We start from the raw sequence: 11783 nt of genomic DNA on the forward strand, positions 1-11783 counted from the left end.
TACCTGCCCCACCGTAACGGAGCGTTTCCACGCGCATGACCCGCTCGACCCTCTCGATCACCGTCCTGCTCATCGCCTTCGCGCTGATGTGCTGGCTGGTGCCCAATGCGCTCCTGATCGGCTTCGCCGGCGCCATCCTCGCGGTGGGGCTGCGTGCCCTGGCCGGGCCCATCGTGGTGAAGACGGGACTCGGCGGCGGCTGGGCCGTGCTGCTGGTGGCCGTGCTCGTCGTCCTCGTGCTCGGCCTGGGCGTCTGGGCCTCGATCAAGCCGCTCTCCGCCCAGATCCAGCTCTTCGCCCAGTCCGCCCCCCAGGCCCTGCGCTCGCTGCAGGACCATCTGTCCGACTTCCCCTGGATCCAGCAGCAGATCGAGCATTTCCAGCCGGAGCGGGTGATCTCCGCGGTCGGCGACCAGGCGGCCGGCATGGCGGCCATGGGCATCACCGGCACGCTGGGCGGCCTCGCCAACATCGTGCTGATCGTGCTGCTGGCGCTCTACCTCGCCTCGGAGCCCTCGCTCTACCGCCGCGGCTTCGCCGCCCTGCTCTCGCCCGACCTGCGGCCGGACGGGATGCATGTGCTCGACGCCGCCGGCGGCGCGCTGCGCGGCTGGCTGCTCGGCGCCCTCTGCGCCATGGTCTTCAACGGCGTGCTGATCTGGCTGGGCCTCTGGGCGCTGGGCGTGCCGCTTTCCCCCCTGCTTGGTGCCATCGCCGGGCTGACCAGCTTCGTGCCCTATATCGGCGCCATCGCGGCCGCCCTGCCGGCGGCGCTGATGGCTCTGGGCAAGGACTCCTCCCTCGTGCCCTGGGCGCTCGGCGTCTACTTCCTGGTGCAGATGCTGGAGGGCAACGTCCTGACCCCCATCGTGCAGAAGCAGACCGCCGACCTGCCGCCCGCCTTGCTGCTGCTGTCGCAGACGGTCATGGGAACGGTGGCGGGGCTGCTCGGCGTGGTGCTGGCCGCTCCGATCCTGGCCGTGGCGATGACGGTGGTGCAGGCATCCTACATCAGGCTCCGCCTGGAGGACCGCGAGGATGCGGAGGCGGTGCAGGCCGAAGGCCGGGCTCAGCCCGGCAGCGGCAGCTCCATCCGGCCGTAGAGCACCGCCTTCCCGCCCAGCAGGGCACGGGCCTGCCCATCAGGCCCGTCCCGCAGCTCGCACCAGAGCGTGCCGCCGCGCCGGCTGGCCTGGCGGCAGACCAGCTTCCGCCGCCCCAGCCGCCCCGCCCAGAAGGGCAGGAGCTGGGTATGCGCCACGCCGGTCACCGGGTCCTCCGGCACGCCGACGCTGGCCGCGAAGAAGCGGGAGACCACGTCATGCACTCCGTCATCCCCGGGGGCGGTGGCGATCACCCGCGCCGGGGTGGCACCCCCGCCACCCAGCGCGGCGATGCGCCCGTGATCCGGCTGCAGGCGCCGCACCTCCTCCGCCGTGTCGAAGACGCAGAGCCAGTCGCGCGAGCGCCAGACCTCGCGCGGCGCGGCGCCCAGCGCCTCGGCGAGCCCGGCGGGCGGCTCCGCGCGGACCGCGTCGCGGGCCGGGAAGTCCAGCACGTAGAGATCCCCGTCCCGCTCCACCCCCAGCATCCCCGACAGGGTGCGGAAGTGCAGCGGCCCGTCCACGCCGAGTTCCGTGGCCAGCACATGCGCCGTCGCCAGCGTGGCATGGCCGCAAAGCTCCACCTCCATCGCCGGGGTGAACCAGCGCAGGTGCCACTGCCCGACCCCGTCCGGGATCAGGAAGGCCGTCTCGCTCAGATTGTGCTCGGCCGCCATGGCCTGCATCACCCGGTCCGGCAGCCAGGTCTCCAGCGGCACCACCGCCGCCGGATTGCCCTCGAAGACCCGCTCGGCGAAGGCATCCACGAAGAAGGCATGCAGCATCATCGGGGCGAATCCTCGCAAGGGGGCGACTCCTCCCGGGACAGGGCCTCGACCCGCGCCGGGTCCACCGTCACCCCGTGGTCCAGCGGCCCATGCCCCTTGCCGAAGCCCGGCGCGTTCCGGATCGCCGCCCGCACATAGGCCCGGCCCCGCGCCACCGAATCCCGCAGCGTCAGCCCCTGAGCCACCCCCGTCGCGATGGCGCTGGCCAGGGTGCAGCCCGTGCCATGGGTATGCACCGTGTCGATATGCGCGCTCTCGAAGACCTCCTCGCCCTCCGGCGTGGCCAGCAGGTCATGGAGCCGCTCGCCCGGCAGGTGCCCGCCCTTCAGCAGCACCGCCGGCACGCCCAGCGCCAGGATCGCCGCCGCCGCCGCCCGCATCCCGTCCAGATCGCGGATCGCCCCTCCCGCCAGCACCTCGGCCTCGGGGATGTTCGGCGTGACCACCGTGGCCAGGGGCAGCAGCCGCCGCTTCAGCGCCGCCACCGCCTCCTCCGCCAGCAGGCGGGAGCCGCCCTTGGCCACCATCACCGGGTCCAGCACCAGCGGGATGCCGCGCCCGTCCCGCTCCAGCGCCGCCGCCACGGTGCCGATGGTGGCGCTGTCGCCCAGCATGCCGGTCTTCACCGCATCGGCGCCGATATCGGCGAGGCTGAGCGCGACCTGCTGCGCGATGAAATCCTGCGGCACCGGATGCACGGCATGGACGCCCAGCGTGTCCTGCGCCGTCAGCGCCGTGATCGCCGTGGCGGCATAGCCGCCGAGCGCGGTGACCGCCTTGATATCCGCCTGGATGCCGGCGCCGCCGCCGGAATCCGATCCGGCGATGATGAGAACCCGCCCCTTCATTCCGCGGCCTCCTGCCGGCCGGGTTTCGCGGCGGGCTTCCGCTCCGGCGTGGCCGCCACGGCCCGGATGGTCTCGGCCAGTTCCGTCGCCAGCCGCTCCACCATGGAGGCTTCCTCCGCCTCCACCATCACCCGGATCAGCGGCTCCGTGCCGCTGGGGCGGATCAGCAGCCGCCCGCGCTGCCCCAGCTCCGCCTCGGCGGCGCGGATCGCCTCGCCCACCGCCGGGTTCGCCAGCGGGTCGCCGCCCGAATGCCGCACATTCACCAGCTTCTGCGGCAGCGGCTCGAAACGGCGGCAGACCGCGCTCGCCGGCCGCTTCTCCTCCACGATCGCCGCCAGGACCTGCAACGCCGCCGCCAGCCCGTCGCCCGTCGTGCCGTGATCCGCCAGGATCAGGTGCCCCGACTGCTCGCCGCCCAGGTTGCAGCCCAGCTCGCGCATCCGCTCGCCCACATAGCGGTCGCCCACCCGCGTCCGCTCCAGCCCGATGCCCTGGGCCTTCAGCCGCCGCTCCAGGCCCAGATTGGACATCACCGTGGCCACCACCGCGCCGCCGCGCAGCCGCCCCTGCGCCGCCCAGGTCTCGCCCACCAGCGCCAGGATCTGGTCGCCATCCACGATGGCCCCCGTCTCGTCGCACATCACCAGCCGGTCGGCATCGCCGTCCAGCGCGATGCCCAGATCCGCCCGCCGCTCCCGCACCAGCTCCGCCATCCGTCCCGGCGCGGTGGAGCCGCAGCCGGCATTGATGTTGAACCCGTCCGGGTTGACGCCCAGCGGCACGACCTCCGCCCCCAGTTCCCACAGCACGGTCGGCGCCACGCGATAGGCCGCGCCATTCGCGCAATCCACCACGATGCGCATCCCGGCCAGGGTCAGCCCCTTGGGGAAGGCGGATTTCGCCGCCTCGATATAGCGCCCCGCCGCATCCTCCAGCCGCGAGGTCCGCCCCAGCCGCCCCGGCGCCGCCAGCGCGGCGGACAGGTCGCCCGCCATCAGCGCCTCGATCTCGTTCTCCTGCGCGTCCGACAGCTTCAGCCCGTCCGGCCCGAAGAGCTTGATGCCGTTATCCTCGAAAGGATTGTGGCTGGCCGAGATCATCACGCCCAGATCGGCCCGCAGGCTGCGCGTCAGCATGGCAATGGCCGGCGTCGGCAGCGGCCCCAGCAGCACCACATCCATCCCCGCGCTCACGAAACCCGCCGTCAGCGCCGGTTCCAGCAGATAGCCCGAGAGCCGCGTGTCCTTGCCGATCACCACCCGGTGCCGGTGCCCGCCCCGGTTGAAGTACCGCCCCGCCGCCTGCCCCAGCCGCAACGCCGTCGCCGCATCCATCGGCGCCTGGTTCGCCACGCCGCGGATACCATCCGTCCCGAAGAGGCGTCGCTGGGAAGACGAGGCGTGTTTGCTCATGCACCATGCTCGCAAGGACGGCCCGGGAGCCGGGCGGAAAGGGCGAAGCTCTAGAGCGGAATGGCCCGCCGTGGAACAACCCGGACGCGCCCGGTTTGTTCCATGCTGGCGCCGGAGCGACCCGGCCCCCGTCACAGGATGCATGGATAAGCCGGCCAGCCTGCGTTTTTCGCAATTGTGCGACGCACAAATACGCCGCCACACTCGGAGCCGTCCCGCCACTCCGCCGGGGCGCCTCCTGCCCGGACATCCGCATGCCCCTTCCGCTCCTGGCCCTGGCCGTCGCCTCCTTCGGGATCGGCACCACCGAATTCGTCATCATGGGCCTGTTGCCCGACCTCGCCCTGGACCTCGGCGTGGATATTCCGGCGGCGGGGCTTCTGGTCAGCGGCTATGCGCTCAGCGTGACCTTCGGCTCCCCGCTCCTCGCCCTGGCCACCGGGCGGCTGCCGCGCAAGGCGGCGCTGATCGGGCTGATGCTGATCTTCATCCTGGGCAACGCGCTCTGCGCCCTCGCGCCGGGCTATGGGACGCTCATGGCCGCCCGCGTCATCACCGCCCTCTGCCACGGCGCCTTCTTCGGCACCGCTTCGGTGGTGGCGGCGGACCTCGTGCCGAAGCACCGCCGCGCCTCCGCCGTGGCCATGGTCTTCTCCGGCCTGACCCTCGCCAATGTCCTGGGCGTGCCGCTCGGCACGGCGATGGGCCATGCGCTGGGCTGGCGCTCCACCTTCTGGGCCGTGGTGCTGATCGGCCTCGCCGCCACCGCCGCCCTGATGCTGTGGATGCCCACCGGCCTGCGCGGCCAGCCCGCCCGGCTGCGGCAGGAACTCCGCGCCCTGGCCAGCCGGCAGGTGATCCTGGCCATGGGAATGAGCTGCCTCGCCTCGGCCAGCCTGTTCAGCGTCTTCACCTATATCGCGCCGATGCTGCAGACCCGCACCGGCCTGGGCGAGCACATGGTCACCCTGGCCCTGCTGCTCTTCGGCCTCGGCCTCACCTTCGGCAACCTCCTCGGCGGCCGCCTCGCCGACTGGCGGCTGATGCCCTCCGTCGCCGGCATCCTCGTGGCCCTGGTCCTGGTGCTGGTGCTCTTCACCACCACCCTGGCCTCGCCCATCCCCGCCATCGCCACGATGATGGTCTGGGGCGTGCTGGTCTTCGCCCTGGTCTCCCCGTTGCAGATGCGGGTGCTGGATCAGGCGCGGGAGGCGCCGAACCTCGCCTCCACGGTCAACCAGGGCACCTTCAACCTCGGCAATGCCGCTGGCGCCTGGATCGGTGGGCAGGCCCTGCTGCACGGCATGGGCTATGGCCAGTTGCCCTGGCTGGGCGCCGGCCTCGCCGTCCTGGCGCTGCTGCTGGCCCTGGTGGCCATGCGCGCGCCGCGCCACCCGATGGCGATGGTGGCCGGGGAGTAGCCTCCCGCCGCGGACCGGAGAGCCGGGCTGGCACCGGCTCTCCCCGTCAGCGCCTCAGCGGTCGCAGAACAGCACGCCGCCCTTGGCCTTATCGGTCTTCGGTGCCTCCACGATCTGCACCGTCACCACCTCCGGCTTCACGCCGAAATTCTTCACCATGGCTTCGGTGAGGTCCTTCACCAGCCCGCGCTTCTGTTCGAGGGTCCGCCCCTCGGCGGCGAAGACCATGATCTCGGGCATATCCCGTCTCCCTGACTGCGAGGGCGGCAGCAGGACATGGCGCGGTCCGGAAGGCAATCACCCTAGGCCGCAGCGATCGCGCACCCCAGGCGAAGCGCCTGCACCGTCTCCGCCACGTCATGGACCCGTACCATGCCGGCGCCCCGCGCCGCCGCGGCCAGGGCCACGGCGAGGCTTCCCGGCACCCGGCGCTCCGCCACCGGCTCCCGCCCCAGCCGGCCGATGAAGCCCTTGCGGGAGGCCGCCATCAGCACCCGGCAGCCCAGCCCATGCAGCAGCGGCAGCCGGTCGATCAGTTCCAGGTTATGCGCCACCGTCTTGCCGAAGCCGATCCCCGGATCGACGCAGAGGCGCGATCGCGCGATCCCCGCCGCCTCGCAGGCCGCGATCCGTTCCGCCAGGAAGCGCTGTACCGCCAGCGCCACATCCGGATAATCGGCACGTGACTGCATCGTGGCCGGGTCCAGCCCCGGCATGTGCATCAGCACCACGGCACAATCCGAATCCGCCACCGCCTCCAGCGCCCCCTCCCCGCGCAGCGCGGCCACATCGTTCACCACATGCGCCCCGGCGGCAATGGCGGCGCGCATCGTGGCGGCGTGGCGGGTATCGACGGAAATCCTGGCCTGCGGCGCCAGCGCGCGGATCACCGGCACCACGCGCGCGATCTCCTCCTCCGGCGTCACCGGCGCGGCGCCGGGCCGCGTGCTTTCGCCGCCCAGGTCCAGGAGATCCGCCCCGGCCTCCAGCATGGCATGCCCCGCCGCCACGGCGGCCTTCTGGTCGAGATAGCGCCCGCCATCCGAGAAGCTGTCCGGCGTCACGTTCAGGATGCCCATCACCAGCGGGCGCCCCTCCTGCCGCTCCAGCCCCGCGAAAGCCGGCAGGGGGCGCGCCAGATCCGCCAGCAGCGGCCGCCAGTCCTCCGGCAGCGCCGTGACGGGGCAGAGCCCGGCCTCGCGCCCCGCCTCGATCAGCCGGGCCAGGGTGAAGGCCAGCCCCTCTCCCCGCAGCGCGGCGGCGTGGCCCGCCGCCAGGGCCGCCTCCGCAACCTTCCCACGCAGCAGGCCCAGCGGCTCCAGCCAGCGTTCCACCATCCCCGCCATCTCCCCTTGTCGCCGAAACGGAAACGGGGGCCCGAAGGCCCCCGTCGCATTCCGTACCATCCGTGGAACCGCCGATCAGGCCCCGGAAGGCGCCGGGTTCTGCCAGGGGCCGGCCGGGCGCGGCGGCGTGGAACGCCCCGAGCTCGGCACACTGCCACGGCCCTGGTTCACCGGCTCGTCCGGGCGGTTGCGCACCACCGGCTCGCCACGCAGCAGGGTGCGGATCTCGTCGCCGGAAAGCGTCTCGTACTCCAGCAGCCCCTTCGCCAGCGCATGCAGGCTCTCGATGTTCTCCGTCAGGATCTTGGTCGCCCGCGCATAGGCCGCGTCGATGATCCCACGGATCTCGGCATCGATCTCCCGCGCCGTGGCCTCGGAGATGTTCTTGGTCTGGGTCACGCTATGGCCCAGGAAGACCTCCTGGTCGTTCGAGCCATAGGCGATCATGCCCAGCTTGTCGGACATGCCCCATTCCGTGACCATCCGCCGCGCCTGGTCGGTCGCCATCTTGATGTCGCCCGAGGCGCCGTTGGACACCTTGTCCGGGCCGAAGATGATCTCCTCCGCCACGCGGCCGCCCATGGCCATGGCGAGTTCCGCCTTCAGCTTGCTCTTGTGCTTGGAGTAGCGGTCGCCCTCCGGCAGCGACATCACCAGCCCCAGTGCGCGGCCGCGCGGGATGATCGTCGCCTTGTGGACGGGGTCGCACTCCTCCTCGCTCAGCGCCACCAGGGCATGGCCCGCCTCGTGATAGGCGGTCATGCGCTTCTCGGCCTCGCTCATCACCAGGGAGCGGCGCTCGGCGCCCATCAGCACCTTGTCCTTGGCCTGCTCGAACTCCAGCATGCCCACGGTGCGCCGCCCGATGCGGGCAGCCAGCAGCGCCGCCTCGTTCACGAGATTGGCGAGGTCGGCGCCGGAGAAGCCCGGCGTGCCGCGCGCGATCACCTTGGGATCGACATCGGAGGCCAGGGGCACCTTGCGCATGTGCACGCGCAGGATCTTCTCGCGCCCGTTCACGTCCGGGTTCGGCACCACCACCTGCCGGTCGAAGCGGCCAGGCCGCAGCAGCGCCGGGTCCAGCACGTCCGGCCGGTTGGTGGCCGCGATCAGGATGACGCCCTCGTTGCTCTCGAAGCCGTCCATCTCCACGAGCATCTGGTTCAGCGTCTGCTCGCGCTCGTCATTGCCGCCGCCCAGCCCGGCACCACGATGGCGGCCCACCGCGTCGATCTCGTCGATGAAGATGATGCAGGGGGCGTTCTTCTTGCCCTGCTCGAACATGTCGCGCACGCGGCTGGCGCCCACGCCCACGAACATCTCCACGAAGTCGGAGCCGGAGATGGTGAAGAAGGGCACGTTCGCCTCGCCGGCGATGGAACGCGCCAGCAGCGTCTTGCCGGTGCCCGGCGGGCCCACCAGCAGCACGCCCTTGGGGATCTTGCCGCCCAGGCGCTGGAACTTCTGCGGGTCGCGCAGGAACTCGACGATCTCCTCCAGCTCCGCCTTGGCCTCGTCGATGCCGGCCACGTCGTCGAAGGTGACGCGCCCCTGCTTTTCCGTCAGCAGCTTGGCGCGCGACTTGCCGAAGCCCATCGCCCGGCCGCCGCCGCCCTGCATCTGGCGCATGAAGAAGACCCAGACGCCGATCAGCAGCAGCATCGGGAACCAGCTCAGCAGATAATGGAAGAGCGGGTTGACGTCGCTCTCCTCCGGCCGCGCCTCGACCCGCACGCCCTTGTCGGTCAGCTTGCCGACCAGGGCGGGATCATCCGGCACGTAGGTGCTGTAGGTGCGGCCGTCCGTGAGCTGGCCGGACACCGTCCGCCCCTGGATGCGCGCGTCACGGACCCGGCCGGCCTGAACCTCGTTCAGGAAGTCCGAATAGGCGACCTGCTGCCCCCGCGCCTGATTGGTCCCGGAGGGTTGGAACAGGTTGAAGAGCGCCACGAGCAGCAGCGCCACGATGACCCAGAGCGCGAGGTTCCGGCCGAAATTATTCACTGAAGCTGTTTCCGTCCTGACCGACCAGGTTGTCCCGGCACGCCACGCCGAACCTCCCTGGCAGCCCAAGAGGCAGCCCAGGGGAAACGCGGGTCGCGCGCCGGTTTTCTCCCGTCCTGCACAACATAGGGAGGGCGGACGCTTTCTGGAACCTCAACCTCACAGAATCGCAAGATTCTCGCGGGCTTCTCATATCGGCGCCCCGCCGAGAGGCCGGAGGGAGAGCCCTTCCGGCAGGAGTTCCGCCTCTCCATCCGCGCGGCGCAGCACGGGGCAGCCGCGCAGCACCGCATCCGGCAGCCCGGCCCGCGCGGCGCGGGCCATCCCGCTCCGCCCCTCCCCCAACGCCCCCAGCATGGCGCCCGGCACGTCGCGGTCGAGGTGCCAGCGCCCATCCCAGACGGCGCCCGCCACCGCCGCCACGGGCGGTGCGCAGGCGGCAGGCTCGCGGCACAGGACCCGGCCGCGCCAGAGCGCCCCGCCCAGCGTGCCGCCCCCCTGCATGAGCAGCCGTTCCACCCCCTTGCGCGGCGGCGGATGGGGCTGGCCGGACACGCCACGCAACAGCCGCGACAGCGCCCGCCGCGCCACGGCGTCGCACCCCAGCGCCGCGGCATCCAGCCGCACCCAGCCTTCCGGCCGGAACTCGGCGGCCAGGGCCAGGCGCTCCGCCACGGCCGCCTCGTCCCGCGCGCGGCGGCGCGCGAAGGCGCCCGCCGCCAGAACCAGCGCCCGCGTGCCCGCCCCATCCCCCGACGGATCGGCGAGCGCCGCGCGGAGCCGCGCCCGGGCGAAGCGGGGATCGTCGTTGGACGGGTCTCTCACCGGCTCCAGCCCGGCCTCGGCCACGGTCGCCTCCAGCCGCGCCACCGGCATGTCCAGCAGCGGCCGCAGCACCATCACGCCCGGCATGGCCCGGGCAGGCGCCATGGCGGACAGCCCCGCCTCCCCCGATCCGCGCAGCAGCCGGAACAGCAGCGTCTCCGCCTGATCCCGGCGATGATGGCCCAGCAGCAGCCAGGGCGCGCCCGCTTCCGCCGCGGCCGCCTCCAGCGCCGCCAGCCGCGCCCGCCGCGCCCTCTCGTGCAATGCCGGGCCGGAAGACAGAGCGAGGGACAGGAGCCGGACCTCATACCCCCGCATCCGCAGGCGGCTGGCCACGGCGGCAGCCTCGGAGGCGCTTTCCGGACGCAGGCCATGATCGGCCACCAGGGCCAGAGTGGAACCGCCGCGTGCCACGGCCCAGCGATGCGCGAGGAGGAAGGTGGCGAGGCTGTCGGGCCCGCCCGACACACCCACCGCGAGGCGCGGGGCCGGGGCGAAAGGCCCCAGCGGCGCCATCAGCCCCGCGAACTCCGCATCCCCCACCGCTTCCCGGGCAGGCATGGAGGCGGCACCCCTGGCAATGCCCGTCAGGGGATCAGCGGCAGCCCGCGCGCTGCCGCGCCTGTGCCACCTGACTGGCAACTCCGCCGGGGGCTTCGGGAACTCGCTGTTCAACTGGTCCAGCGTCTGGCAGGCCTCGCGCTTCGCGCCAAATCCGTTGAAGGCATTGGCGAGGCCGAGCAGCGCCTCCGGGGCGCGTCCGGACTTGCGGTTGCGGCGATAGGCGTCGTCATAGGCCAGGGCCGCGTTCTGGTAGTCCCGCCGGCCAAGCAGCGCATCGCCCAGGAGGATCTGGGCATCCTGCTGCCGGGGCGCGTTGCGGGCGCCGATGACCTCCCGCGCCGCGGCCTCGGCGGCGGCATAGTCCCGCCGCGCCAGGGCGGCCTGCCCGTCGGACAGGGCACGCTCCGGCGTGCGCGGTGCGACGGCCGGCGCGGCAGCGGCCGGGGCACTGGCGGCGGGGGCGGCCGCCGGGCCTGGCGGAGGCGTCGCGGGGGCCTGGGGACGGCGCGCCGCCCCACCCCCCTGCTCCACCTGCTGCAGGCGGTAATCGGTGTCACCCTGCAGCTTTTCCATCTGCTGCTGCAGGGTCCGGTTCTGGAATTCGAGCTGGTCCACGCGGCCGCGCAGGCGCTTGGTCTCGTCCTCCAGCGCGCTCACGCGGTCGAGCAGCTGCCCGACCAGTTCGCTGCCCCCGCCGGCGGCACCGCCGCGGGACGGAGGCGGCAGGGCGGGCGCCGCATAGCCCCCGCCCCCGCGCGCCCGCAGCTGCTCCAGCTCCTGGCGAAGCTGCAGGATCTGGTTCTGCAGCGTGATGCCTTCCCGGCTCTCTACCTGCGCCCGGGCGGGCAGCCCGAACGCCAGGGAGGCCAGGAACACGGAGGCGAGCAGCGCGTGGCGCATCATGACCCTGCCTTAGCGGACGACCGTGACCGCGCGGCGGTTCTGCGCCCAGGCCGACTCGTCGGAACCCAGGGCCGCCGGACGGTCCTTGCCGTAGGAGATGGTGGACAGGCGGCTGCCGGCCACGCCGGAGGCCACCAGCACGTCGCGGGCGGAATTGGCGCGGCGCTGGCCGAGGGCCAGGTTGTACTCGCGCGTGCCACGCTCGTCGGTGTGGCCCTCGATCGTGGCCTGCACCTGCGGATACTGGTTCAGCCAGGCAGCCTGGCGCACCAGCACGTCGCGCTGGTCACCGCGGACGGAGCTGGAGTCGAATTCGAAGAAGACGCGGTCGCCGACATTGGCGACGAGGTCTTCCTGCGAACCGGGGCGGACGGAGCCCAGCCCGCCGGCACCCGCGCCGGCGGAGGCGCCGGCGCCCGTCGCGGCCCCGGCCTGGTCATTGCTGTTCGAACAGGCAGCCAGCAGAGCGAGGGCGCCCAGCGCGCCCAACAGCTTCGTTTGCATCGATCCGTTTTCCTCGTGTTGTGCGGGGGGCACAAAAACACGCGATCGCGGCGTTACGGCTG

The 11783-nt window shown here is 72.4% G+C and carries 10 protein-coding genes; 2 read left to right on the plus strand and 8 right to left on the minus strand.

What is annotated here, in order from left to right; genetic code table 11:
- The first annotated feature begins 35 nt into the window (after positions 1-35).
- Positions 36-1103: an AI-2E family transporter gene (locus MVG78_RS15225; RefSeq protein ID WP_247552841.1), complete on the plus strand. Its 1068-nt coding sequence runs from the start codon at positions 36-38 to the stop codon at positions 1101-1103.
- On the opposite strand, the gene MVG78_RS15230 is transcribed toward MVG78_RS15225, so the two are convergent.
- The 3 genes from MVG78_RS15230 to glmM are packed head-to-tail and all read right to left on the minus strand — an operon-like array spanning position 1070 to position 4154.
- On the minus strand, positions 1070-1909 hold the full coding sequence (locus tag MVG78_RS15230; RefSeq protein ID WP_345892834.1) for a PhzF family phenazine biosynthesis protein: 840 nt from the start codon (positions 1907-1909) through the stop codon (positions 1070-1072). The genes MVG78_RS15225 and MVG78_RS15230 overlap by 34 nt on opposite strands.
- Entirely contained in the window at positions 1888-2739 is an 852-nt protein-coding gene (thiD, locus tag MVG78_RS15235) for a bifunctional hydroxymethylpyrimidine kinase/phosphomethylpyrimidine kinase (protein WP_247552842.1), read from the minus strand. The genes MVG78_RS15230 and thiD overlap by 22 nt, the downstream gene beginning before the upstream one ends.
- Complete coding sequence (gene glmM / locus MVG78_RS15240; RefSeq protein WP_247552843.1) at positions 2736-4154, minus strand: phosphoglucosamine mutase; 1419 nt, start codon at positions 4152-4154, stop codon at positions 2736-2738. The genes thiD and glmM overlap by 4 nt, the downstream gene beginning before the upstream one ends.
- Positions 4155-4408: 254 nt before the next feature.
- On the opposite strand from glmM, the gene MVG78_RS15245 reads away from it, so the two are divergent.
- Positions 4409-5575, plus strand: coding sequence for an MFS transporter (locus MVG78_RS15245; RefSeq protein ID WP_247552844.1), 1167 nt, complete (start codon positions 4409-4411; stop codon positions 5573-5575).
- 54 nt (positions 5576-5629) lie between these two features.
- Here MVG78_RS15245 and MVG78_RS15250 read toward each other — a convergent pair whose 3' ends face one another.
- From MVG78_RS15250 to pal, 5 genes are all read right to left on the minus strand, one after another.
- Positions 5630-5815 (minus strand): tautomerase family protein, encoded by a 186-nt coding sequence (locus MVG78_RS15250; RefSeq protein WP_247552845.1) that lies wholly within the window; start codon positions 5813-5815, stop codon positions 5630-5632.
- Between the two features lie 62 nt (positions 5816-5877).
- Positions 5878-6912: a dihydropteroate synthase gene (gene folP / locus MVG78_RS15255; protein WP_247552846.1), complete on the minus strand. Its 1035-nt coding sequence runs from the start codon at positions 6910-6912 to the stop codon at positions 5878-5880.
- A gap of 84 nt (positions 6913-6996) precedes the next feature.
- Positions 6997-8925, minus strand: a complete 1929-nt coding sequence (gene ftsH, locus MVG78_RS15260; RefSeq protein ID WP_247552847.1) for an ATP-dependent zinc metalloprotease FtsH — start codon at positions 8923-8925, stop codon at positions 6997-6999.
- Positions 8926-9114: 189 nt separating this feature from the next.
- Positions 9115-11217, minus strand: coding sequence for a tRNA lysidine(34) synthetase TilS (tilS, locus tag MVG78_RS15265; RefSeq protein WP_247552848.1), 2103 nt, complete (start codon positions 11215-11217; stop codon positions 9115-9117).
- Positions 11218-11226: 9 nt separating this feature from the next.
- A complete protein-coding gene (pal, locus tag MVG78_RS15270) occupies positions 11227-11721 on the minus strand; it encodes a peptidoglycan-associated lipoprotein Pal (protein ID WP_247552849.1) in 495 nt (164 codons plus the stop codon).
- Between the last annotated feature and the right edge of the window lie 62 nt (positions 11722-11783).

It is taken from the genome of Roseomonas gilardii subsp. gilardii (genome assembly GCF_023078375.1).
Taxonomy (GTDB): domain Bacteria; phylum Pseudomonadota; class Alphaproteobacteria; order Acetobacterales; family Acetobacteraceae; genus Roseomonas; species Roseomonas gilardii.